The sequence below is a fragment of the Buchnera aphidicola (Myzocallis carpini) genome, from assembly GCF_964059025.1.
Taxonomy (GTDB): Bacteria; Pseudomonadota; Gammaproteobacteria; order Enterobacterales; family Enterobacteriaceae; genus Buchnera_L; species Buchnera_L aphidicola_AK.
Genome location: NZ_OZ060376.1, coordinates 381,987 through 406,175, shown reverse-complemented (window position 1 = coordinate 406,175; position 24,189 = coordinate 381,987). Strand labels below are relative to the sequence as shown.

Sequence of the window (24,189 nt, the reverse complement as noted above, 5' to 3'; positions counted from 1 at the left end):
TTAATATTTATGATTGAAATTTCATTACAAGCTCAAAAATATTTAAAAAAAATTTTGGATAAACAAAAAAAGTCTAATATTCTTAGAATATCGATTGAAGCTCCAGGTACAAAATATGCTACATGTAAAATTTTTTATGATGATATTAAAAATTTTAATGAAAAAGATATTAAAATACAGTATGTAGATTTTAATATTTTTGTTGATAAATCTTTTATTCCATATTTAAAAGATTCTAAAATCGATTTATTTGATAATGATCTAGAAAAACAATTAATGTTAATGGCTCCTTATGCAAATCAAAAAAATAAAAAAGAAAATTTTCACAAACAGAAAATTACAAAAAATAAAATGTTTTTATTCCAAGAAGTAGATCATTATATTCATCAATACATCAATCCAATGTTGTTAAATCATGGAGGTAAAATTGTACTTATTGATATTACTGATGCAGGAATTGTTATGATAGAGTTTTTAGGTGGTTGTAATGGTTGTGCGATGTCTAGTACTACTGTAAAAGAAGGTATTGAAAAAAAAATTTTAAGTAATTTTTCTATGTTGCAAGGTGTACAAGACGTTACAAAACACAATAGAGGAAAACATTCTTTTTTTTAAAAATCTTAGAATAAGTATTTTACTTTCGTAATTATTATTATTGAATATTCATAATAATCCTGATATGCAATGTAGAAATACATATCGTAATAGTATATTATGTTAAATTGCAAATATGATTATTAAATGAATTTGCAATTTTTTATTTTATTTTTTGTGTTTTTAGTATTAATGATATTAATTCATTGGATATTTTATAATATATTGATAATACAATATAATTTGTTATGAAGAATTGTATAAGAGAATGTTTGAAAAATATATAATTTTAAATGATGGTTGATGTAATTTAGAGAATATTTGTAAAATTTTTATTAGGGTGTTATATTAAAAATAAGTATTAAAATAGATTTTTATTGATAGATTTATAAGTATAATATTATTAGAAATAAAGATATTTAAAAAAATTAGGAATTTTTTATTTTTACTATTTAATCAATATAATATATAAAATATATCTATAAAAATAATAAAAAATTTATTATTAATATATTTTTAATAATTTTTATTTTTTAGAAATTTTCATTTTAAAAATTAAGATTGTATAATGTTAGTATTTTGGATATTAACACAAGAGATCTTATTTTTATATACTGATTTTATTTTTTTAAAAAAATTTAAATGCATAAGGATAAGAATTTAAAAATATATAAAATATTTTTAAGGAATTCGTTGTAATATTATTAGTTTTATAAGAAAATAATTTAGAATATATAGGAAATAATATGATTAATATTGAGTATAGTACGTATGTTATAATTGTAATATAAAAATATTTTTTCAAATATATGAGTATAATAACTTATGTGATTATATAAAAATTTTAGATATTTTATACATCTTATGAAAGCATGCAAATATTTTAATTATATTAATAATTTTAATCAATAATTTTTTTAAAGCATGTATAAATATCATCGTTACAATATATTATTTTGAATTTTTCTATACTACTTGAATATATAAAAAGTATTTTTTAGATATATCACAATGATAATTATTTTATTTTATAATATTAAAAAATATTATACATTGATATAAATATTATTTTAAAGTATTTGAGGCACTTTGGAATTTTTTTAATATTTAGTATATTAAAAAACTTTTAAAAGTATTTTGTATTCAATACTATAAAAATACATTTTTTGATTTTGTAAAATTTTTGTATATTACAAAACATGAAAACATTTTTTCTTTCCCATTCGTTATATAATGTATGTAATATATTTTTATAATTTATATAATGGATGTTTATCATAATTATGATTATTATTTTAGGATAATAAAATTATGGGTACACCTCATATTAATGCTAAGAAACATAATATTTCTAACTTGGTTATTTTATCAGGAGATCCTATTAGAGTAAAATATATTGCAGAAACATTTTTAAAAAATGCTATTCAAATTAATAATATAAGAAATATGTTTGGATATACTGGAAAATATAAGAATATTTTAGTTTCTGTTATGAGTCATGGTATGGGTATACCATCTGCGGCTATTTATGTTACAGAATTAATAAAATTCTATGATATAAAAAAAATGATTCGTGTAGGAACATGTGGAACTATTCAAAAAAATATTTTTTTAAAAGATATTATTATTGCTTTAGGAGCTTCTACAGATTCTAATTTTAATCGTATTCGATTTAAAAATTACGATTTTGCTGCGATTGCAGATTTTCATTTAATTTATAAAGCTTTTAATATCGCTGGTAATAGAAAAATTAATATTCATATTGGAAATTTTTTTACTACTGATATATTTTATACAGATGATAAAGAAATTGTGAATATATTAAAGAAATATAATATTTTAGCGATAGATATGGAAACTGCGGGAATTTATAATATCGCTGCTGAATATCGCATACCAGTGATGTCAATATGTTCTGTTTCTGATCATATTCTTTTAAAGAATCAGCTTTCTACTAAAGAGAGAGAATGTTCTTTTAATGATATGATAGAAATTGCTTTAGAAACAATCATATCATGAAATATTATAATATTTTGGTGAGAAAGGGATTCGAACCCTTGATACATTTTATTGTATACACATTTTCCAGACGTGCTCCTTAAGCCGCTCGGACACCTCACCAAATTTAAAAATATAATATTTTTACTTCTGTATAATAATAATAAATGATTTTGATAATTCTGTAAATCTATTTAATATAATATATTTTAATATTCTTAATTTATAAATTATAGTATTATTATTAATAGTGATTAACTATATTCGATGGTTCCAATAAATATTTTATAATTGGGTTTATTGAAAAAATACAATTTATAATTACTAAATATATGTTAGAAAAAAGAAATATTTTTTTAATAGGACCTATGGGTGCTGGAAAAAGTACTATTGGTCGTCAGTTATCTAAAGAACTTCATATGGATTTTTATGATTCCGATCAAGAGATTGAAAATCGTACTGGAGTTGATATTAGTTGGGTATTTGATGTAGAAGGAGAAGTAGGTTTTAGAATCCGGGAAGAAAAAATTATTGATGAATTAACTAAGATGAATAAGATTATTCTTGCAACTGGAGGAGGTTCAATATTATCTAAAAAAATTAGACATTGTTTATCTTCTCGGGGTATTATTATATATTTAAAAGTAGAAATTGAGCAGCAATTGATGAGGACAAAAAGGGAAAAACATAGACCGTTATTAAATACCTCTGATTCTACAGAAGAAATATTAAAAAAATTATCTTATGAAAGAAATCCATTATATGAAGAAATATCTGATATTATTATTAATACAAATAATAAAAATGTAAAAGCGATAGTATCTAATATTATTCATATGCTAAAGAAAATTTAAAGTATTTAAATATTTCAAGAGTATTTTATGAAAATAGAGCATGTTGATGTACCTCTAGATAATAATAGTTATACAATTAATATTGGAGATGATATTATTGATTCAAAATATTTATTTCCCTTATTAAAAAAAGGTGATAGAGTAGTATTAGTTACAAATAATGTTGTTTCTGATATGTGGAAAAATACTATAGTACATTATTTGTTACAATATCGTATTATTATAGATGAATTTATATTGCCTGATGGAGAAAAATATAAAAATTTACATTCTGTAGAATCATTATTATCTTTTTTATTAAAAAAAAAACATGATCGCAATTCTATACTAATATCTTTAGGAGGGGGGGTAATAGGAGATTTAACTGGTTTTGTAGCTTCTGTTTATCAAAGAGGCATACGATTTCTTCAAATACCTACTACATTGTTAGCTCAAGTTGATGCTTCTGTAGGCGGAAAAACAGGAGTCAATCATGTTTTAGGAAAAAATATGATTGGTTCATTTTGGCAACCTATAGGAGTAATTATTGATACTATTTTTTTATCTACATTATCTACTCGGCAGTTAGTATCTGGTTTTGCTGAAGTTATTAAATATGCAATTTCTTTTGATTATGAATTTTTTGTTTGGTTAGAAAAAAATTTAGTGAAATTATCAGTTGATTCAAAAAAAATGTTATATTGTATAAAAAAATGTTGTCAATTAAAATCAAAAATTGTTAATTTAGATGAACGAGAAAAGAAATCAAGAATGTTATTAAACTTTGGACATACTTATGGACATGCTATTGAAACACATTTTAGATATTCAACATGGTCTCATGGAGATGCTATCGCTGTTGGGATGATTATTGCAAGCAAAACGGCTGAAATAATTGGATTATTAAAGAGTACTGATACTAAAAGAATATTGAAATTAATATATATGGCAGGATTACCAATCATGCCTCCAAAAAATATGTATGCACAAGAATATCTAAAATATATGGAAAGAGATAAAAAAAATATTTCTGGAGGTATTACATTAATTTTACCTACTAGTATTGGTAAAGTAGAGATTTTTAATAATATTAAAAAAGATGTTATAGTTTCTTCTATTCAATCGTTTTTATAAAATATTAGTTATTATAATTTTGATAAAATTTTTTATTTTTTAATAAGAAAATTAAATGCAAAAAATTTTTATTGCGCCTTCAATTTTATCTGCAGATTTTTCTAGATTAGGAAAAGATGTTAATAATGTTTTAAAAGCAGGAGGTGATATTATTCATTTTGATGTTATGGATAATTGTTATGTTCCTAATTTAACATTTGGTCCATTAGTATTAGAATCTTTAAAAAAATACAAAATTTGTGCACCTATTGATGTACATTTAATGGTGCGTTCCGTGGATAATTTGATTCCTATTTTTGCAAAATTAGGAGTAGAATTTATTTCTTTTCATCCAGAAACTAGTAACCACATTGATAGAACCCTTAGTTTAATTCAAAAATACGGGTGTAAATGTGGTTTAGTTTTAAATCCTGCAACTCCATTAAATATTTTAGATTATGTGATGGACAAATTAGATTTAATTGTATTAATGAGTGTTAATCCTGGTTTTGGAAATCAAAAATTTATTCCTTCAATATTAGATAAAATTAAAGAAGTTAGAATTCGAATTAATAAATTTTTTCCCAATATTTTACTAGAAGTAGATGGAGGTATTAACATCGAGAATGTCACCGAAGTAGTGCGTGCTGGAGCAAATATTTTAGTTATGGGTTCTGCTATTTTTCATTCAAAAAATTATAAGCATACAATTACAATGATTAGAAATAAATTACAAAATATTTATTGGAAATTAAAGTAATTGTCATTTTTTAATGTCAATTGAATATATTTTGAGGAATTATTTATGAATTTATTGAAACCAATTTTATTTAGTGCTGTACAACCCTCTGGTACATTAACTATTGGAAATTATATTGGTTCAATACTTCATTGGTCTTCTATGCAAACTACACATCATTGCATTTATAGTATTGCTGATTTACATGCATTAACAGTATTTAAAAATATTAGTTCATTACAGCAATCCAAACTAGATACTTTATGTTTTTATTTATCTGCTGGAATTAATCCAAAACAAAGTATTATATTTTTACAATCACAAGTACATCAACATTGTCAATTAAATTGGATTTTAAATTGTTATACTTATTTTGGTGAATTAAAAAGAATGGTACAGTTTAAACAAAAGTCTAAAATATATGCCAAGAATATTAATTCTGGTTTATTTAATTACCCAATATTAATGTCTTCTGATATTTTGTTATATCAAAGTAATGTTGTTTTGATTGGAAAGGATCAAAAACAACATTTGGAATTAGCAAGAAATATTGCTCATCGATTTAATTTTCTGCATGGTAAATTTTTTAATATTCCTGATAGTTATATACCAAATAAATATAGTTGTAAAATTATGGCTTTGCTGAATCCTACTATTAAAATGTCCAAAACAGATGTTAATCATAATAATGTAATATTTTTATTAGATAATAAAAAATCTGTTTTTAACAAGATTAATAAGTCAGTTACTGATTCCGAAAATAAAATTTTTTATAATTCTGATACAAAACCAGGAATTTCAAATTTATTAAATATTTATGCTAGTTTAAAAAGACAAAATATACATGAAGTAGAAAAAATTTTTAAAAAAACTTCATATAAAGATTTTAAATATTTATTAGCATGTATGATTTCAAATAAATTATCTGTATTACAAGAAAAGTTTCATTATTTTAGAAATAATTTACCCTATTTGAAAAATATTTTAGACTATGGTGCTTATCAAGCAAAAAAAATAGCACAAAAAACTATAGAAAATATTTATAATTTACTGGGATTATAAAACATGATATTTATAAATTTTTTTTATGATTACTAGTAAATTTTAATATTCCAGATAGTATAAACACTATTCCATAAAGTATATTACAGAAAATTAATGCCCCATATATTCCCATCGTAGATACCACAGGACCAGTAATAATAAATGTTAATAAGGTACCAATTGTTCCAAACATTAATACATTATTAATTAATTTTTGAGATGGTTGTTGAGTTTGTAATGATGTTAAAGTAATAATTATAGTATAGATTGCACTGGAAAAAAAACCTAGAAAAATTATTATAATTTTTAGTATTGGTAAATATGTATTGTGAATAAATAAATACATTAAGAATGTAGAAATTCCACTAAGAACGGTAATTGATTTTTGTAGATCAAAGAATGTTAATATGTAACTAAAACACCACATACCAAACATATATGACATCCAAAAATTGCTCACTAAGTTTCCAGCAGATTGAATATCTTGTTTGATATTTTGAGTAGTATACTCAGGAACCCAAGATATAAACCCAAGTTGTCCTAAAATATAACATAATGCTGAACAACATAATATAAATATATTAATTTTATATTTTTTACTTTCTATTGTTTGTTGATTAATAATGTTATTGTTGATTTTTGGAAATTTTACATTTAATGTAATAAGGAAAATAATAAAATATATTATACTAATAATAATATATATCCAGTACCATAATATTTTATGACTTAATAAATATGATGCTAGTACTGGAAATATCATTCCAGACATACTAAAAAAAGAATCTGTGATTAATAATTTTGATGTTCTTTCTTTTCCTGAATATATATTGGTGATTAAAAATGTTCCAATAGACATTGTAATACCACCAACAATTCCTAAGATAAACATATTTGAACAAAATAACATTAGATTATTGGACTGAATGAATCCTAATACAGAAATGATTATTAAAAAGAATCCCATGATGATTTGTTTTTTTAAAGAAATACATTGAGTAATTCTAGAATTTAAAAATATTGCAACTAAGATACCAGCATTTAAGAATGTGAATGCATTACTCATTTTAGCAATTGAAAGGTGAAAATATTGTGCAAGATTGTGTATAACGATTCCAGTAACAACAATCATTGCTCCTGTTAAAAAATATGATAAAAAACCAATTATCGTTAACCCTAAAAGATTTTTTTTATTCATATTATTTTCCTATTTTTATATATTTTTAGTATTTTATCTTTTTGAAATATTTTATTTTTAAAATATTTTTACAATCTTTTATTATATATTCTGTTTATAATTTTATTAAATATTTTTACTTTACATAGATTCTATGATAGAATGATATAAAAGTGTCATTTTAAATTTTTAAATTATGATATGTCAATATATACTATATTAGTTATGGGTTCCCCTCATAGTACAGAAAATGCAATAAGTGCATTTCTGTGTGCTAAATGTTTATTAAAAAATAAAAAAAATAATATTAAAAATATTTTTTTTTATGGCAATGGCGTATTAAATGCAAATAATATGATTAATACACCAATAGAATCTATAAATTTAGTACGTGAATGGTATCAATTAAGTAAATTTTTTTTTATTAAGTTATATATTTGTATTAGTTCAGCACAAGAAAAAGGTATTTTATCCAATGAAATGAGTAAATCACTTGGATTTTTACATGGGAATTTACATAAAGGATTTTATTTAACTGGGTTGAGTACTTTAGTATATTCAATGTTATCTTCAGATCACTTTTTACAATTTTAAATTTATGAAAAAAATAGCTATTATTTTTTCACATGCTCCATATGGAAAGCATATAGGAAAAGATGGATTAAATTTTGTATTATCAGCTTCTTGTTATACTAACAATTTAAAGATTTTTTTTATTGGTGATGGCATTTTTCAAATTATTGATAATCAAAATTCTAGGTTAAAATTTTTTAAAAGTTATTGTGCTTCCTTTAAAATTCTTTCATTATATGATGTAAATGAATTTTATATATGCTATGAATCTTTGTTACAAAGAGGTTTTGAGAAAGACATTTCGATTATTTTAAATGCAAAAATTATAGATGCTATAGTATTAAGAAAAAAAATTAATCAATGTAATCATATTATAAATTTCTAAGATATTAATCTTGTATGCTGCATATATTATTTCACTCTCCTTTCAAAATAGATGTTCAAACAATGCGTTTAATGTTATTTCCAAATGATACTTTAATAGCGTTACAGGATGGCGTATTAATTGCTTTAAAAAATGTTGAAATTTTAGAAAAAAATATCCAAAATTCTTGTAAATTATATTTATTAAAAGAAGATGTTCTTGCAAGAGGACTCTTAAATAATATTTCTAGTAATTTTATTTGTATTAATTATACTCAATTCATTGTTTTAACTCAAAAATATTCTAAATATATTAATTGGTAATATTTTTTATATTATAAGTATTTTCATAATAGTCTTAAATTTATTAATATTTTTAAAAGGATTATGATATGGCTACAATAAATCAATTAGTTCGATATCCTCGTATTAAAAGAATGATAAAAAATAATGTTCCTGCTTTGGGTCGTTGTCCTCAAAAAAGAGGAGTATGTATTAGAGTATATACGACAACACCAAAAAAACCTAATTCTGCTTTACGTAAAGTGTGTCGTGTAAAATTAACTAATGGTTTTGAAGTCACTGCTTATATTGGTGGAGAAGGCCACAATTTACAAGAACACTCAGTAATTCTAATTCGAGGAGGTCGTGTAAAAGACTTACCAGGAGTACGATATCATGTTGTTCGTGGTGCATTAGATTGTGCTGGAGTGAAAAACAGAAAACAAAGTAGATCAAAATATGGTGTTAAAAAAATTAAAAAATAATTATACTAATTTTATTATTGATGGAGTATTGATATGTCACGTCGTCGTATTATTGGAAATAGAAAAATTCTACCAGATCCTAAATTTTCTTCTGTAATATTAGCAAAATTTATTAATATCTTGATGATGCATGGAAAAAAGTCTATTGCGGAAAACATTGTATATTCTGCTTTAGAAAAAATATCTACTAAATCTAATAAAAATGCATTAGATATTTTTGATGAAATTTTAGAACATGTTCGTCCTACTGTTGAAGTAAAATCTAGAAGAGTTGGTGGTTCAACTTACCAAGTACCTATAGAAGTACGTCCAGAACGAAGAAACACATTAGCAATGAGATGGATAGTAGAATCTGCTCGTAAAAGAAGTGATCATTCTATGTGTTTAAAATTATTTAATGAATTTGTAGATGTTTTAGATAATAAAGGTTTAGCAATTAAGAAGCGTAACGAAGTACATAGAATAGCAGAAGCTAATAAAGCATTTGCACATTATCGTTGGTAAAGTAATATATTATTACATAGTGTATTTTTGTTATAAATATTTAAATATTTATAATTATAAATAAAATATTTTTTATTATTGCAGAGGATTTAAATGGCTCGTACAACACCTATAATACATTACCGTAATATTGGAATTAGTGCACATATTGATGCTGGAAAAACAACTACCACAGAACGTATTTTATATTTTACTGGTATTAATCACAAGATTGGGGAAGTTCATGATGGTACAGCAACGATGGATTGGATGGAACAAGAACAGGAACGTGGTATTACTATTACATCAGCTGCTACAACAACTTTTTGGTCTGGAATGTATAAACAATTTCCTGCACATAGAATTAATATAATTGATACTCCTGGACATGTTGATTTTACGATTGAAGTGGAACGGTCCATGAGAGTTTTAGATGGTGCTGTAATGGTATATTGTGCTGTTGGAGGAGTGCAACCACAGTCAGAAACAGTATGGAGACAAGCTGATAAATATAAAGTTCCTAGAATTGCCTTTATTAATAAAATGGATCGTATAGGTGCTGATTTTTTTAAAGTGATTAATCAAATGAAAGAAAGATTAAAAATTAATCCAATACCAATACAGTTATCTATTGGTTCTGAAGACAAATTTATTGGAATAATAGATTTAATTGCTATGAAAGCAATATATTGGAATGATATAGACTGCGGTGTTACATTTCGTTCCAGTGATATTCCTAATAATATGTTACAAATAGCACAAAAATGGCATAATATTCTCATTGAAACAGCGATAGAATCCAATGATAAATTAATGGAAAAATATTTAAATAATGAAAAGTTATCTGAAAAAGAGATAAAATTAGGATTACGAAAACGATCTCTGAATAATGAAATTACATTAATAACATGTGGTTCTGCTTTTAAAAATAAAGGTATACAATCTCTTTTAGATGCTATTGTTGAATATTTACCTTCTCCAATAGATTTAGAATCTGTTCAAGGTCTTCAAAATAATAATTCTAATGTACATATATATCGTGTTCCTAATGATAAAGAACCTTTTTCTGCTTTAGCATTTAAAATTGCTAATGATCCTTTTGTAGGTAATTTAACTTTTTTTCGTGTTTACTCTGGCATAGTTTCTTCTGGAGACACAATCTTGAATGCTGGAAAAATGCAAAAAGAACGTTTTGGAAGAATTGTACAAATGCATGCTAATAAAAGAGAAGAGATTAAAGAAGTATGTGCTGGTGATATTGCTGCTGCTATTGGATTAAAAAATGTTACTACTGGTGATACTTTATGCGATTTAAATAAACCCATTATTCTAGAAAAAATGGAATTTCCAGATCCTGTTATTTCCATTGCAATAGAACCAAAAACAAAAACCGATCAAGAAAAAATGAGTTTATCATTAAGTAGATTAGCTAAAGAAGATCCTTCATTTCGTGTACATATTGATCATGAATCCAATCAAACTATTATTTCTGGAATGGGAGAATTGCATTTAGAAATTATTATCGACAGAATGCGTAGAGAATTTAATGTTAGTGCAAATGTGGGAACACCTCAGGTGGCATATCGTGAAACAATTTGTGAATCTATTAAAGATATTGAAGGAAAATACATTAAACAGACAGGTGGTAGAGGTCAATATGGACATGTAGTTATTGATTTATTTCCTATAGATGGAGATATTGGTTATAAATTTATTAATGATATTAAAGGTGGTGTTATTCCTAACGAATATATTTCTGCGATTGATAAGGGTATACAGGAACAATTAAAATCTGGACCACTTGCAGGATACCCAGTAGTTGGAATTGGAGTAAGATTACATTTTGGTTCTTATCATGATGTTGATTCTTCGGAATTGGCATTTAAATTTGCAGCTTCTATAGCATTTAAAAACGCATTTAAAAAGGCACGTCCTATATTATTAGAACCAATTATGAAAGTAGAAGTTGAAACACCAGAAGAGTATATGGGTGATGTTATTGGTGACTTAAATCGTAGAAGAGGTATTATTGAAGGTATGCAAGATTTTCATCTGGGGAAATTAATTGCTTCTAGAGTTCCTTTATCTGAAATGTTTGGTTATGCTACAGATTTAAGATCTCAAACTCAGGGAAGAGCGTCTTATTCTATGGAATTTTTAAATTATTTAGAAACTCCGAAAAATATTTCTATGAATATTATTGAGAAAAAAGGTAAATAGTTTTTGTTTGATATTATATTATAATATTTTATACACTATATATGAAGGAGTCGATTGTGTCTAAAGAAAAATTTCAACGATTAAAAACACATATTAATGTCGGTACCATTGGCCATGTAGATCATGGTAAAACTACTTTGACTGCAGCAATTACGACTGTATTATCTAAACATTATGGTGGATCTGCTCGTGCTTTTGATCAAATTGATAATGCCCCGGAAGAAAAAGCTAGAGGTATTACAATTAATACTTCGCATGTTGAGTACGATACAAAAAATAGACATTATGCACATGTTGATTGTCCAGGCCATGCTGATTATATTAAAAATATGATTACTGGAGCTGCGCAAATGGATGGTGCCGTTTTAGTTGTTGCTGCAACAGATGGTCCTATGCCTCAAACTAGGGAACACATTTTATTAGCACGTCAAGTTGGTGTACCACATATGGTTGTTTTTTTAAATAAATGTGATATGGTTGATGATGAAGAATTATTAGAATTAGTAGAAATGGAAGTACGTGATTTGTTAACACAATATGATTTTCCTGGAGATAAAATCCCTATTATTCGTGGTTCTGCTTTAAAAGCACTAGAAGGAGACAAGCAATGGGAGTCTAAAATATTAGATTTATCTAATGCTTTAGATAGTTATCTTCCTGATCCTAAAAGAGATATTGAAAAACCATTTTTATTACCTATTGAGGATGTTTTTTCGATTTCTGGTAGAGGAACAGTAGTAACTGGAAGGGTAGAAAGAGGTATTATTAAAGTTGGTGAAGAAATTGAAATTGTTGGTATTAAACCTACAAGTAAAACTATTTGTACTGGTGTGGAAATGTTTCGAAAATTATTAGATGAAGGAAGAGCGGGAGAAAATGTTGGAATTTTATTGAGAGGAACAAAACGTGATGAAATAGAACGTGGACAAGTACTAGCAAAACCAGGTAGTATCCATCCTCATACTAAGTTTGAATCAGAAGTTTATATTTTATCTAAAGAAGAAGGTGGAAGACATACCCCTTTTTTTAAAGGATATCGTCCTCAGTTTTATTTCAGAACTACAGATGTAACTGGTTTTATTGAATTACCAGAGAATATAGAAATGGTTATGCCTGGAGATAACATTAAGATGATTGTTACTCTAATCAATCCTATTGCTATGGCAGATGGGTTGAGATTTGCAATTCGAGAAGGTGGAAAAACTGTTGGTGCTGGTGTTGTTGTAAAAATTATTACTTGATTTCTCGATTATAGAAAATGACATATTAATACTAATAAAACAGATTTTTAGAAAGGAGAATATATTATTCTCTTTTCTGTATCAAGAGAAATAGTTTTCAAAAAACCTTGATTGTATATTGTATGTATAACAAATATACAACATATATCTTATAAAAATTTATTATACTAAATAATATTTCTTATTTTTTGTATTTTTAATATTTTCATTTTGTGCTTTTCTTTACATACTGAAAATGTTTTAACAAACATACAATGTTATTGTCATGAAATATCGTATAATATATATACGGTATATTTTTCATTTATATATATATTGGAGTTCTGACATTATGCAGAACCAAAGAATTCGTATTCGATTAAAAGCCTTTGATCATCGTTTGATTGATCAATCTACTTTAGAAATTGTTGATACAGCGAAAAGAACTGGTGCTCAAGTTCAAGGTCCAATTCCTTTACCAACAAGAAAAGAACGATTTACAGTATTAATTTCGCCCCATGTTGATAAAGATGCACGTGATCAATATGAAATTCGTACTCATAAAAGATTAATTGATATCATGCAGCCAACTGAAAAAACTGTTGATGCTTTAATGCGACTTGATTTAGCAGCTGGGGTAGATATACAAATTAGTTTAGATTAATTCAATAATTATTATTGGTGAATTTTATGATGGGATTAGTTGGAAAAAAAATAGGAATGACGAGATTATTTAAAAAATCAGGAGATTCTATTCCAATAACAGTTATTAAAATTGAAGAAAATAGAATTACTCAAATTAAAAATTTAGCTAGTGATGGTTATTATGCTATTCAAGTGACTACAGGTTATAAAAAAAAAAAAAAATTATTAAAACCTGAAATTGGTCATTTTATTAAATCTAACGTATCAGCAGGTTATGGATTATGGGAATTTCGAGTTGCAAAAGAACAGGTTTTTCAATTAGGACAAAAGATTAACGTTGATTTTTTTAATACTATCAAAAAAGTTGATATTACTGGTATTTCTAAAGGGAAAGGGTTTGCGGGAACTATAAAACGCTGGAATTTTAGTATGCAGGATGCTACTCATGGTAATTCATTATCGCATAGAGCACCTGGTTCTATTGGTCAGAATCAAACTCCTGGAAGGGTTTTTAAAGGAAAAAAAATGTCTGGTCATATGGGAAATAAAAAAGTTACAGTACAAAATTTATTAGTGGTGAGTGTTGATCTTCAAGATAACTTAATATTTATTAAGGGTTCCATTCCTGGTTTTTCTGGTAGTAATGTAATTGTTAAACCTGCAATAAAAGTATAAGGAAAAAATATGCGGTTAATTGTTGAAGATGATAAATCATATATTTCAGTTTCTGATGATGTTTTTGACACAAAATTTAATGAAGCATTAATTCATCAAATTGTTGTTGCATATTCAGCGGCAGCTAGAAAAGGTAGTAAAGCACAAAAAAATAAATCAGAAGTTTCTGGATCTGGGAGAAAACCCTGGCGTCAAAAAGGTACAGGGAGAGCAAGAGTTGGTTCAATTAGAAGTCCTATTTGGAGATCTGGTGGAGTCACTTTTGCTTCTAAGCCAAAATCATATGTTCAAAAAGTTAATAAAAAAATGTATCGTGGAGCTTTGAAAAGTATTTTTTCGGAACTAGTTCGAAAAAATCGTATTATGATATTTAAAAATTTTTCAATATTATTTCCAAAAACAAAATTATTATTAATGAAATTAAAAGAATATTTATTAAATCATGTTTTGATTATTACTCGTTTTTTGGATCATAATTTATTTTTAGCGGCTCGTAATTTACACAAAGTGTTTGTAAAAGATGTAAGAACAGTAGACCCAGTAAGTTTAATTAATTGTAAAAATATTATACTTACTACTGCTGCAATTAAAAAAATTGAGGAAATATTAACATGATATCTGAATTTCAGTTGTTTCAAATATTATATTCTCCTTATGTTTCTGAAAAATCTACTATTTTTAAAAAAAAAAATAATGTTGTAATATTTAAAGTTTCTATTAAAGCTACTAAAAAAGAAATTAAATCTGCTGTTGAAAAATTATTTTCAGTTAATGTTAATAGTATTAATACTGTTTTGATAAAAGGTAAATGTAAAAAAAAAGGAAAATATGATATTCGTCGTAGTAATTGGAAAAAGGCTTATGTAAAAATTTCAAAAGATCAAAATATAGATTTTATTAATGATATTCATTAAATATTTTTATTCGAAAGGTAGTAATTATGATAGTGATTAAATGTAATCCGACATCTTCTGGTAGAAGACATGTTGTTAAAATTAAAAACGAAAACTTGTATAAAGGAAAACCTTATGTTTTATTGTTAAAAAAAAAAAATAGAAGTGGTGGTAGAAATAATCATGGTCATATTACTACTCGTCATATTGGTGGTGGTCATAAACGTATTTATCGAATTATTGATTTTAAAAGGAATAAAGATAATATTTTTGCAAAAGTAGAACGAATAGAATATGATCCTAATAGATCTGCAAATATAGCATTAATTTTATACGAAGATGGTGAAAGAAGATATATTTTAGCACCTAAAGGTATTTTAGTAGGAGATAAAATTATTTCTGGAGTGAAAGTAAATATTCAAATCGGTAATAATTTAATTTTAGAAAACATTCCAACAGGTACATTAATACATAATATTGAACTTAAACCTGGAAAAGGTGCTCAGATTTCTCGAACTGCTGGTAGTTATGCACAAATTATTTCGCATGATCAAAAATATGTTAGTATTCGATTGCGTTCTGGGGAAATTAGGAAAATATTATCTGTATGTAGAGCAACTATTGGTACTGTTGGTAATTCTGAACATATGTTACAAACTTTAGGAAAAGCTGGAGCATCAAGATGGAGAGGTATTCGTCCTACAGTTCGAGGGACAGCTATGAATCCTATTGATCATCCTCATGGAGGAGGAGAAGGTAGAAATTTTGGAAAACATCCTGTTACTCCTTGGGGTCAACAAACTAAAGGTAAAAAAACTCGTAAAAATAAACGTACTGAAAAATTTATTTTACGAAACCGTAGTTTTAACAAATAATTTTGAGGACATCTTATGCCTAGATCTCTTAAAAAAGGTCCATTTATTGATGTTAGTTTATTAAATAAAGTGAAACAATCAGTGAACTTAGGTAGTAAAAAGCCATTAAAAACATGGTCAAGACGTTCAACAATTTTTCCAAATATGGTCGGTTTAACGATTTCCGTACATAATGGTAGACAACACATACCAGTTTTTATTACTGAAGATATGGTGGGACATAAATTAGGTGAGTTCTCTTTAACTAGAACATATAGAGGACATACTGCTGATAAGAAAATTAAAAAACGATAGGTCGTAAAATAATATTATGGAAATTATAGCTAAATATAAAAAAGCAAAATCTTCAGCTCAAAAAATTCGATTAATTGTAGATCTTATTCGCGGGAAAAATGTTACAGAAGTTATGAATATTTTAACATATCACAAAAAAAAATCTGCTTTTTTAGTTAAAAAAGTTTTGCAATCAGCAATTGCAAATGCTGAAAATAATTACGGAATAGAAATACAAGAATTATTTATAAAAAAAATTTTTGTGGATGACGGAATAACAATGAAACGTACGATGCCTAGGGCTAAAGGGAGATCAGATAGAATTTTAAAACGTACTAGTCACATTACTGTGATTGTATCTAATAAATAGAAATTTTTTGGAGATTTTATGGGTCAAAAAGTACATCCTCATGGTATGAGATTAGGTATTATAAAATCTTGGAATTCAAGTTGGTTTGCTCATAAAAAAGAATTTTCAAAATATTTGCATGGTGATTTTAAAGTACGTCAATTTTTAAAAAAAAAATTAAAACATGCTTCTATTGCTAGAATAGTTATTGAAAGACCATCTAAAAATATTCGAATTACTATTTATACTTCTAGACCTGGAATTATTATTGGTAAAAAGGGTGAAGATGTTGAAAAGTTACGATTAATTATTACGAAAATTACTGGATTTCCTGCACAAATTAATATTACTGAAGTTAAAAAACCTGAATTAGATGCCAAATTAATTTCTGAAAATATCGCTTTACAACTTGAAAGAAGAATTATGTTTAGAAGAGCTATGAAACGTGCTGTGCAAAATGCAATGAGACAAGGTGCGAAAGGTATTAAAATAGAGGTTAGTGGAAGATTAGGTGGTACAGAAATTGCAAGACGAGAATGGTATCGTGAAGGTAGAGTTCCATTACATACTTTACGTGCAAATATTGAGTATAATTTATCAGAGGCACATACTACTTATGGTATTATTGGAGTAAAAGTTTGGGTATTTAAGGGTGAGATTTTAGACGGAATGCAATATTTAGAACATGATACTAAAACATTTTTTAAAGAAAAAAAACAATACCGATTTCTTAAACAGGATAGGGGGCAATAAGATAGATGCTGCAACCTAAACGTACAAAGTTTCGTAAAATGCATAAAGGAAAAAATAGGGGCGTGATTTTAAATTCCAATATTCAATTCGGCACATTTGGAATAAAAGCTATTACAAGAGGTAGAATAACAGCTCGTCAAATTGAATCTGCAAGAAAAGTGATTACAAAATTTATTAAAAAACAAGGGAAAATTTGGATAAGAATTTTTCCAGATAAACCGATTACTCAAAAACCATTAGAAGTACGAATGGGAAAAGGTAAAGGAAATGTTGAATATTGGGTAGCTTTAGTAAAACCAGGACAGGTATTATATGAAGTGAGTGGTTTGTCTGAATTGGAATCTCGACAAGCATTCAAGTTAGCAACATCAAAATTATCTGTAAAAACTATTTTTATTAGTAAAATGGTGATAAAATGAGTTTATTACAATTACGTAAAAAATCATTTAAAGATCTTAAAATGGAATTATTAAGTTTATTACGTGAGCAATTTAATTTAAAAATGCAACGCTCTACAGGAAAATTTAAACAATTTCATTTATTTCGAAAAGTACGAAAAAATATTGCACGAATTAAAACTTTAATGACTCAAAAAGGATAGAAGTAATGGTGAATAAAGTGCGTACTTTCAAAGGACGTGTAGTAAGCAATAAAATGCAAAAATCTGCTGTTGTTTTAATTAAACGTATCATTAAACATCCCATTTATAAAAAGTTTATAAAAAAAAAAACTAAATTACATATTCATGATGAAAATAATGAATGTTCTAATGGAGATATAGTAGAAGTTGCTGCATGTCGACCAATTTCTAAAACTAAATCCTGGACTTTAGTAAAAATTGTTGAAAAGTGTATTTTTTAGCAATTTTATAATGTTGAAGACATGATTTGCATGTCTTCTTTTATACATTGTATTTTATTTTATAAAATATAATTGGTATTATGATTTGTAATTATTTAATATACAAGGATATAAACCATGATACAAGAACAAACAATATTATCTATAGCTGATAATTCTGGTGCACGTTCTGCTATGTGTATTAGAGTACTTGGTGGATCTAAAAAAAGATATGCTAAAATTGGTGATATTATTAAAATAACTGTTAAAGAATCTGTTCCAAGAAGTAAAGTAAAAAAAGGTGAAGTATTTAATGCAGTTGTAGTAAGAACAAAAAAGGGAATACGTCGTTCAGATGGTTCATTAATACGATTTGATACTAATGCATGTGTTATTTTAAATAATTTAAATCAACCACTTGGAACGCGTATTTTTGGACCTGTAACACGTGAATTAAGAATAGAAAAATTTATGAAAATTATTTCATTAGCTCCTGAAGTGCTTTAATAATTAATAAGGAAAATATTATGGCAATGAAATTTCATTCTTCTGATCATATAATTGTGATCACCGGGAAAGATAAAGGTAAAATGGGAATTATAAAAAAATTTTCTTCTGATAAAAAAAAAGTACTTGTAAAAGGAATTAATTACATTAAAAAACATCAAAAAGGTGTACCATCTCAAAATATTAATTCTGGTATTGTAAAAAAAGAAGCTTTTATTGATCTTTCGAATATTGCAATTTTCAATCCTGATACTAAAAAACCAGATCGTATTGGTTTTAAAATACAATCTGGAAAGAAAATAAGATTTTTAAAATCTAATCATAAAATAATTGAATAAGTTGGGGTATTTATGATAAAATTGTATGATTATTATAAATCTCATATAATAAAAAAATTAATGATACAACTCAATTATCGTTGTGTTATGCAAGTACCAAAAATAGATAAAATAGTACTTAATATGGGTGTTGGACAAGCTTATAATAATAAAAAAATATTAGATCGAGCTGTTTTAGATCTTACTGCTATTTCTGGTCAAAAACCTTTTATTACAAAATCTAAAAGATCTATTTCTGGTTTTAAAATACGTCAAGGATATCCTATTGGGTGTAAAGTCACACTACGAGGTATTCGAAAATGGGATTTTTTAAATCGTTTAATTAATATTACAATACCAAGAATTCGTGATTTTCGTGGTTTATCAAAAAAATCTTTTGATGGTCGTGGTAATTATAGTATGGGAATACGTGAACAAATTATATTTCCTGAAATTAATTATGATACGATTGATAAATTACGGGGGCTAGATATTACTATTACTACTACAGCAAATTCTGATACAGAAGGATTGTTTTTATTATCTGCATTTCATTTCCCATTTCAAAAATAATTTTATTTTAGGTAATAAAATATGGCAAAAGAATCAATGAAAGCACGTGAATTCAAACGAATCAAATTAGGAAAAAAATTCTTTGTAAAACGTCAGAAATTAAAAAAAATAATTTCTAACCTTTTACTTTCTAAACAAAAAAGGTGGGGAGCAGTTTTAAAATTACAAAAATTACCCCGTGATTCTAGTTTATCACGGCAAAGAAATCGATGTTTTCAAACTGGTAGGCCGCATGGTTTTTTAAGAAAATTTGGTTTAAGTAGGATTAAAACAAGAGAAGCAGCGATGCGTGGAGAAATTCCTGGATTAAGAAAAGCAAGTTGGTAAGATTACAAATTATTTTAATGAATTATAATAAGAGAAGATAATATGAGTATGCAAGATCCAATATCGGATATGTTTACAAGAATTCGAAATAGTCAATCAGCAAATAAAATTTTTGTTTGTATGCCTGCTTCGAATTTAAAAGTAGCTATTAGTAATGTATTAAAAAAAGAAGGTTATATTATTAACTATGTTATTGATAAGAAATGTAATAAATCGGAATTGAAAATATTTTTAAAATATTTTAATGGAAAATCCGTAATAGAAACAATAAATAGAGTCAGTAAACCCAGTGTTCGTATTTATTGTAGTAAAAGTAATATACCTATTGTTATGGATGGACTAGGAATAGCTATTCTATCTACTTCAAAAGGTGTAATAAGTAATATTGCAGCGAAAAAAATTGGAGTAGGAGGAGAAGTTATTTGTATTGTATCTTAATTTTTGGAGGTTAAATGTCTCGTATTGCAAAAAAACTAATTGTAATTCCTTCTAGTGTAGATGTGATACTTAAGGAAAATAATATTACTATAACATGTAATGAAAAGTCTCTTACACATCATTTTCATAATTCTGTTATAATAAAATTTGATGATAATAAATTGTTCTTCCAATCACGAAATAATAAAAATTATGGTTGGATGCAAGCAGGTACTGTAAGATCTTTAGTACATTCTATGATTCTTGGTGTAACTACAGGTTTTACTAAAAAATTATCATTAATTGGTGTAGGTTATCGTGTTAACATTGAGAAAAATAATATAATTAGTATGTATCTAGGATATTCTCATGTTATTAAGTATCATTTACCTGATGAAATCAAAATTAATAGTACTTCTTCAACAGAAATGATACTATATAGTTTTGATAAACAATTACTTGGGCAAGTAGCAGCCAATTTAAGAAAAAAAAGAAAGCCTGAATCTTATAAAGGTAAAGGAATTCGGTATTTTAATGAAAAAATACGAATTAAAGAGGCTAAAAAGAAATAATATGAAAATTTTATTTAATAAAAAAAATTCTCGTATGCGTAGAGCTTTAAAAACACGTTGTCAGTTAAAATCATCAAAGTCAATTCGATTAGTTATACATAGAACATCACGTCACATGTATGCTCAAATTATTAATTTTGATTCTCGTGTCTTAACTGCTGCATCTACAATAGAAAAAAAGATTCAAAAATCTCTTACTTCATATACTGGCAATAAAACTTCGTCCAGTATTATTGGAGAGATGATTGCAAAAAGAGCTATAAAACAGGGAATTAATTCGGTTTCTTTTGATCGATCAGGATTTAAGTATCATGGTAGAGTTCGTATTTTAGCAGAGACTGCAAGAAAATCAGGATTAAAATTTTAAGGATATATAATTTATGTATTATAAAAAAGTGCATCACATAGAATTAAAAGAAAAATTAATTACAGTGAATAGGGTTTCTAAAACTGTTAAAGGAGGTCGCATTTTTTCTTTTACCGCTCTGACAGTAGTTGGAGATAATAATGGAAAAGTTGGATTTGGATATGGAAAAGCACGTGAAGTTCCTGCAGCTATACAAAAATCTATGGAAAAAGCTCGTCGTAGTATGGTTTTTGTACCTATTACTAATGGAACATTACAACATTCTGTAAAAGGTGTACATACTAAATCTAAAATATTTATGAAACCTGCTTCTAAAGGTACTGGGATTATTGCAGGAGGTGCTATGCGAGCTGTTTTAGAAGTTGTTGGAATAAGTAATGTGTTAGCAAAAACTTATGGTTCTACAAATCCCATTAATGTAGTGAGGGCAACAATTAATGGATTAAAAAATATGAAATCCCCTAAAATAATTGCTGAAAAAAGAAATAAATTAATATCTGAGATATTGGGATAATAATATTATATGATTAAAAAAATTTTTATTACGCAAACTAAAAGTACTATCGGTTGTTTACCAAAACATAAAGCAACAATCATAGGACTGGGATTACGTCATATCGGGCATACAGTAAAAAGAATAGATACTAGAGATATTCGGGGAATGATTAATAAAGTAAATTATATGGTTAAAGTACAAGGAGAATAAGAAATTGTTTTTAAATAATTTAAAATATAGTTCAGGTGCAAAAAAAAATAAAAAACGTGTTGGAAGGGGAATAGGAAGTGGTTTTGGAAAAACATGTGGAAGAGGACATAAAGGGCAAAAATCAAGAAAAGGAGTAAGTATTAGGAGAGGTTTTGAAGGTGGACAAATGCCTTTATATCGTCGTATTCCAAAATTTGGTTTTTTTTCTCGTAGAAAATATATAACTTTAGAAGTTCGTTTATCTGAAATAAATCATTTACCACAAAAAGTGATTAATTTAAAAACACTCAAAAAAAATAATATTATTAAACATAGTACTCGATATGTTAAAATAATTAATTCTGGAATTTTCAATACAGTAAAAATTATTCGGGGATTAAAAGTTACGCATAGTGTCCGAAAAATTATAGAAGAATTTGGTGGAAAAATTGAGGAATAAATAGCATATCATGGTTAAAAAAATACGTTCAAAATTTAAAAAGATTAATAGTACTTTAATAGAATTAAAAAAAAGAATTATATTTGTTTTTTTTGCAATTATAATTTTTCGTATTGGTTCTTTTATCCAAGTACCTGGAATCAATAATTTTGTATTATTACAGTTTTTTCAAACACAACAAAATACTATTATTGATATGTTAAATCTTTTTTCTGGTGGTGCATTAAGTCGTGCTTCAATTTTTTCCTTAAGTGTGATGCCTTATATTTCTGCTTCTATTCTTATACAATTATTAACATTAGTAGTAAAAAAATTTATAGAGATTAAAAAAGAAGGTGAAATAGGAAAAAAAAAAATTGATCAATATGTTCGGTATGTTACATTATTAATATCTTTTATACAAGCAGTTAGTGTTGCAATTACTTTACCTCATATTATTAGTATGAGAGGATTAGTAATACACCCTAATTTTTCTTTTTATCTTACTACGGTACTTAGTTTATGTACTGGAACTATGTTATTAATGTGGTTAGGTGAATTAATTACAATATATGGTATTGGAAATGGTATTTCAATTATTCTTTGTATTAATATTATTTCCAGGATACCTTTTATTATTTTTCATACTTTACAACAATTTCAAGAAGGAGTATTATCTTTAATAAGTATTTTTTTTATTTGTATAATTGTTTTTTTTGTAACTTGTTTTGTTGTTTTTATAGAACGAAGTTATCGAAAAATTATTTTACATTACCCTAATCCACAAAATATACATAAAGTATATATTACAAAAAGAACGCATCTACCCTTAAAAATTAATATGTCTGGTGTTATACCAGCAATCTTTGCATCTGGTATAATAATATTTTTTTCAACTATGGTTTCACTAATTAATGTACATATTCATATTAAATATTTAGAATACTTGTTATATTATTTGCAACCAGGAAATTTTTTATATATAATAATATCTTCTATATTAATTTTTGCTTTTTGTTTTTGTTATTCTTATATATCTTTTAATCCCAGAGAGATTGCAAATAATTTAAAAAAGTCTGGTGTTTTTATTGCAGGTATTAGACCTGGTGTACAAACAACACAATATATTATTCATATTATGAATAAAATTGTATTTATTAATGGAATATATATTATCTTTATTTGTTTATTACCAGATTTTTTGAGAACTTTGATGCATGTTTCGTTTTATTTTGGAGGAACATCTTTATTAATAGTAGTAGTAGTAATTATTGATATTATTAATCAAATACAAACATTAATTTTATCAAATAAATACAACTCTATCTTAAATAAGTCATATTTAAATGTTAATAATACATTTTGATAATATTTAATATGATATATGATTTTTAAACTATTTATACAGAATAAATAATATATGAAAGTAAGAACTTCAGTAAAAAAATTATGTCGCAATTGTAAAATTATTAAAAGAAGAAATGTTATTCGTGTAATATGTACTGCATATCCTAAACATAAACAACGACAAGGGTAACCATTGCATTAATATTATATT

At 25.8% G+C, this 24,189-nt stretch carries 37 protein-coding genes and 1 tRNA gene; 36 read left to right on the top strand and 2 right to left on the bottom strand.

Going from position 1 to position 24,189, the window contains the following annotated elements; all coding sequences use genetic code 11:
• The first annotated feature begins 9 nt into the window (after positions 1-9).
• Entirely contained in the window at positions 10-615 is a 606-nt protein-coding gene (locus AB4W53_RS01940; protein WP_367671809.1) for a NifU family protein, read from the top strand.
• Between the two features lie 1,290 nt (positions 616-1,905).
• Complete coding sequence (deoD, locus tag AB4W53_RS01935; protein ID WP_367671807.1) at positions 1,906-2,613, top strand: purine-nucleoside phosphorylase; 708 nt, start codon at positions 1,906-1,908, stop codon at positions 2,611-2,613.
• A 15-nt stretch (positions 2,614-2,628) separates the two neighbouring features.
• Here the strand turns inward: deoD and AB4W53_RS01930 are convergent.
• Positions 2,629-2,715: transfer RNA gene (locus AB4W53_RS01930), tRNA-Ser, on the bottom strand.
• 209 nt (positions 2,716-2,924) lie between these two features.
• Between AB4W53_RS01930 and aroK the strand changes: the two genes are divergently transcribed.
• Genes aroK through trpS form a run of 4 tightly spaced genes read left to right on the top strand, consistent with a single transcriptional unit; the run spans position 2,925 to position 6,339 of the window.
• Positions 2,925-3,446 (top strand): shikimate kinase AroK, encoded by a 522-nt coding sequence (gene aroK, locus AB4W53_RS01925; protein WP_367671806.1) that lies wholly within the window; start codon positions 2,925-2,927, stop codon positions 3,444-3,446.
• Between the two features lie 27 nt (positions 3,447-3,473).
• The gene (gene aroB / locus AB4W53_RS01920; protein ID WP_367671805.1) at positions 3,474-4,559 is read left to right on the top strand and encodes a 3-dehydroquinate synthase; all 1,086 of its coding nucleotides are present in this window, start codon (positions 3,474-3,476) and stop codon (positions 4,557-4,559) included.
• A gap of 55 nt (positions 4,560-4,614) precedes the next feature.
• A complete protein-coding gene (gene rpe, locus AB4W53_RS01915; RefSeq protein WP_367671803.1) occupies positions 4,615-5,298 on the top strand; it encodes a ribulose-phosphate 3-epimerase in 684 nt (227 codons plus the stop codon).
• A 45-nt stretch (positions 5,299-5,343) separates the two neighbouring features.
• Positions 5,344-6,339, top strand: coding sequence for a tryptophan--tRNA ligase (gene trpS / locus AB4W53_RS01910; RefSeq protein WP_367671801.1), 996 nt, complete (start codon positions 5,344-5,346; stop codon positions 6,337-6,339).
• A 10-nt stretch (positions 6,340-6,349) separates the two neighbouring features.
• Here trpS and tsgA read toward each other — a convergent pair whose 3' ends face one another.
• Positions 6,350-7,519, bottom strand: coding sequence for an MFS transporter TsgA (gene tsgA / locus AB4W53_RS01905; protein WP_367671799.1), 1,170 nt, complete (start codon positions 7,517-7,519; stop codon positions 6,350-6,352).
• A gap of 180 nt (positions 7,520-7,699) precedes the next feature.
• Between tsgA and tusD the strand changes: the two genes are divergently transcribed.
• The 30 genes from tusD (at position 7,700) to rpmJ (ending at position 24,168) form a co-directional block, all read left to right on the top strand.
• The gene (gene tusD, locus AB4W53_RS01900) at positions 7,700-8,092 is read left to right on the top strand and encodes a sulfurtransferase complex subunit TusD (protein WP_367671797.1); all 393 of its coding nucleotides are present in this window, start codon (positions 7,700-7,702) and stop codon (positions 8,090-8,092) included.
• Between the two features lie 4 nt (positions 8,093-8,096).
• A complete protein-coding gene (gene tusC / locus AB4W53_RS01895; protein ID WP_367671795.1) occupies positions 8,097-8,456 on the top strand; it encodes a sulfurtransferase complex subunit TusC in 360 nt (119 codons plus the stop codon).
• Between the two features lie 14 nt (positions 8,457-8,470).
• Positions 8,471-8,758, top strand: coding sequence for a sulfurtransferase complex subunit TusB (gene tusB, locus AB4W53_RS01890; protein ID WP_367671793.1), 288 nt, complete (start codon positions 8,471-8,473; stop codon positions 8,756-8,758).
• 68 nt (positions 8,759-8,826) lie between these two features.
• Positions 8,827-9,201: a 30S ribosomal protein S12 gene (gene rpsL / locus AB4W53_RS01885; RefSeq protein ID WP_367671792.1), complete on the top strand. Its 375-nt coding sequence runs from the start codon at positions 8,827-8,829 to the stop codon at positions 9,199-9,201.
• 33 nt (positions 9,202-9,234) lie between these two features.
• Positions 9,235-9,705 (top strand): 30S ribosomal protein S7, encoded by a 471-nt coding sequence (gene rpsG / locus AB4W53_RS01880; RefSeq protein WP_367671791.1) that lies wholly within the window; start codon positions 9,235-9,237, stop codon positions 9,703-9,705.
• A gap of 93 nt (positions 9,706-9,798) precedes the next feature.
• The gene (gene fusA / locus AB4W53_RS01875) at positions 9,799-11,904 is read left to right on the top strand and encodes an elongation factor G (protein WP_367671790.1); all 2,106 of its coding nucleotides are present in this window, start codon (positions 9,799-9,801) and stop codon (positions 11,902-11,904) included.
• Between the two features lie 56 nt (positions 11,905-11,960).
• Positions 11,961-13,145 (top strand): elongation factor Tu, encoded by a 1,185-nt coding sequence (gene tuf / locus AB4W53_RS01870; RefSeq protein ID WP_367671788.1) that lies wholly within the window; start codon positions 11,961-11,963, stop codon positions 13,143-13,145.
• Positions 13,146-13,476: 331 nt separating this feature from the next.
• Complete coding sequence (gene rpsJ, locus AB4W53_RS01865; RefSeq protein WP_367671787.1) at positions 13,477-13,788, top strand: 30S ribosomal protein S10; 312 nt, start codon at positions 13,477-13,479, stop codon at positions 13,786-13,788.
• A gap of 26 nt (positions 13,789-13,814) precedes the next feature.
• A complete protein-coding gene (rplC, locus tag AB4W53_RS01860) occupies positions 13,815-14,444 on the top strand; it encodes a 50S ribosomal protein L3 (protein WP_367671786.1) in 630 nt (209 codons plus the stop codon).
• A gap of 9 nt (positions 14,445-14,453) precedes the next feature.
• The gene (rplD, locus tag AB4W53_RS01855; protein WP_367671784.1) at positions 14,454-15,059 is read left to right on the top strand and encodes a 50S ribosomal protein L4; all 606 of its coding nucleotides are present in this window, start codon (positions 14,454-14,456) and stop codon (positions 15,057-15,059) included.
• The gene (gene rplW, locus AB4W53_RS01850) at positions 15,056-15,358 is read left to right on the top strand and encodes a 50S ribosomal protein L23 (RefSeq protein WP_367671782.1); all 303 of its coding nucleotides are present in this window, start codon (positions 15,056-15,058) and stop codon (positions 15,356-15,358) included. Before rplD ends, rplW begins: the two co-directional genes overlap by 4 nt.
• Positions 15,359-15,384: 26 nt before the next feature.
• Positions 15,385-16,212: a 50S ribosomal protein L2 gene (rplB, locus tag AB4W53_RS01845; RefSeq protein WP_367671780.1), complete on the top strand. Its 828-nt coding sequence runs from the start codon at positions 15,385-15,387 to the stop codon at positions 16,210-16,212.
• A 15-nt stretch (positions 16,213-16,227) separates the two neighbouring features.
• A complete protein-coding gene (gene rpsS, locus AB4W53_RS01840; protein ID WP_367671779.1) occupies positions 16,228-16,506 on the top strand; it encodes a 30S ribosomal protein S19 in 279 nt (92 codons plus the stop codon).
• 16 nt (positions 16,507-16,522) lie between these two features.
• On the top strand, positions 16,523-16,855 hold the full coding sequence (gene rplV / locus AB4W53_RS01835) for a 50S ribosomal protein L22 (protein ID WP_367671778.1): 333 nt from the start codon (positions 16,523-16,525) through the stop codon (positions 16,853-16,855).
• An 18-nt stretch (positions 16,856-16,873) separates the two neighbouring features.
• Positions 16,874-17,587 (top strand): 30S ribosomal protein S3, encoded by a 714-nt coding sequence (rpsC, locus tag AB4W53_RS01830; protein ID WP_367671776.1) that lies wholly within the window; start codon positions 16,874-16,876, stop codon positions 17,585-17,587.
• A 5-nt stretch (positions 17,588-17,592) separates the two neighbouring features.
• Complete coding sequence (gene rplP / locus AB4W53_RS01825) at positions 17,593-18,006, top strand: 50S ribosomal protein L16 (RefSeq protein WP_367671775.1); 414 nt, start codon at positions 17,593-17,595, stop codon at positions 18,004-18,006.
• Complete coding sequence (gene rpmC / locus AB4W53_RS01820) at positions 18,003-18,188, top strand: 50S ribosomal protein L29 (RefSeq protein WP_367671774.1); 186 nt, start codon at positions 18,003-18,005, stop codon at positions 18,186-18,188. Before rplP ends, rpmC begins: the two co-directional genes overlap by 4 nt.
• Before the next feature lie 5 nt (positions 18,189-18,193).
• Positions 18,194-18,448, top strand: a complete 255-nt coding sequence (gene rpsQ, locus AB4W53_RS01815; protein WP_367671773.1) for a 30S ribosomal protein S17 — start codon at positions 18,194-18,196, stop codon at positions 18,446-18,448.
• Positions 18,449-18,565: 117 nt separating this feature from the next.
• Entirely contained in the window at positions 18,566-18,934 is a 369-nt protein-coding gene (rplN, locus tag AB4W53_RS01810; RefSeq protein ID WP_367671771.1) for a 50S ribosomal protein L14, read from the top strand.
• 20 nt (positions 18,935-18,954) lie between these two features.
• Entirely contained in the window at positions 18,955-19,272 is a 318-nt protein-coding gene (gene rplX, locus AB4W53_RS01805) for a 50S ribosomal protein L24 (RefSeq protein ID WP_367671770.1), read from the top strand.
• A gap of 12 nt (positions 19,273-19,284) precedes the next feature.
• Positions 19,285-19,824: a 50S ribosomal protein L5 gene (gene rplE, locus AB4W53_RS01800; protein ID WP_367671769.1), complete on the top strand. Its 540-nt coding sequence runs from the start codon at positions 19,285-19,287 to the stop codon at positions 19,822-19,824.
• A gap of 21 nt (positions 19,825-19,845) precedes the next feature.
• Positions 19,846-20,151 (top strand): 30S ribosomal protein S14, encoded by a 306-nt coding sequence (rpsN, locus tag AB4W53_RS01795; RefSeq protein WP_367671768.1) that lies wholly within the window; start codon positions 19,846-19,848, stop codon positions 20,149-20,151.
• Positions 20,152-20,193: 42 nt separating this feature from the next.
• The gene (gene rpsH / locus AB4W53_RS01790; RefSeq protein ID WP_367671767.1) at positions 20,194-20,589 is read left to right on the top strand and encodes a 30S ribosomal protein S8; all 396 of its coding nucleotides are present in this window, start codon (positions 20,194-20,196) and stop codon (positions 20,587-20,589) included.
• 14 nt (positions 20,590-20,603) lie between these two features.
• On the top strand, positions 20,604-21,140 hold the full coding sequence (gene rplF, locus AB4W53_RS01785) for a 50S ribosomal protein L6 (protein ID WP_367671765.1): 537 nt from the start codon (positions 20,604-20,606) through the stop codon (positions 21,138-21,140).
• Positions 21,141-21,147: 7 nt separating this feature from the next.
• Positions 21,148-21,507 (top strand): 50S ribosomal protein L18, encoded by a 360-nt coding sequence (gene rplR, locus AB4W53_RS01780; RefSeq protein ID WP_367672138.1) that lies wholly within the window; start codon positions 21,148-21,150, stop codon positions 21,505-21,507.
• Between the two features lie 13 nt (positions 21,508-21,520).
• A complete protein-coding gene (gene rpsE / locus AB4W53_RS01775; protein WP_367671764.1) occupies positions 21,521-22,021 on the top strand; it encodes a 30S ribosomal protein S5 in 501 nt (166 codons plus the stop codon).
• A 9-nt stretch (positions 22,022-22,030) separates the two neighbouring features.
• A complete protein-coding gene (rpmD, locus tag AB4W53_RS01770) occupies positions 22,031-22,213 on the top strand; it encodes a 50S ribosomal protein L30 (protein ID WP_367671762.1) in 183 nt (60 codons plus the stop codon).
• 4 nt (positions 22,214-22,217) lie between these two features.
• On the top strand, positions 22,218-22,652 hold the full coding sequence (rplO, locus tag AB4W53_RS01765) for a 50S ribosomal protein L15 (protein ID WP_367671761.1): 435 nt from the start codon (positions 22,218-22,220) through the stop codon (positions 22,650-22,652).
• 10 nt (positions 22,653-22,662) lie between these two features.
• The gene (gene secY, locus AB4W53_RS01760) at positions 22,663-23,997 is read left to right on the top strand and encodes a preprotein translocase subunit SecY (RefSeq protein WP_367671759.1); all 1,335 of its coding nucleotides are present in this window, start codon (positions 22,663-22,665) and stop codon (positions 23,995-23,997) included.
• A gap of 54 nt (positions 23,998-24,051) precedes the next feature.
• On the top strand, positions 24,052-24,168 hold the full coding sequence (rpmJ, locus tag AB4W53_RS01755) for a 50S ribosomal protein L36 (RefSeq protein WP_367671757.1): 117 nt from the start codon (positions 24,052-24,054) through the stop codon (positions 24,166-24,168).
• The last annotated feature ends 21 nt before the right edge of the window (positions 24,169-24,189 follow it).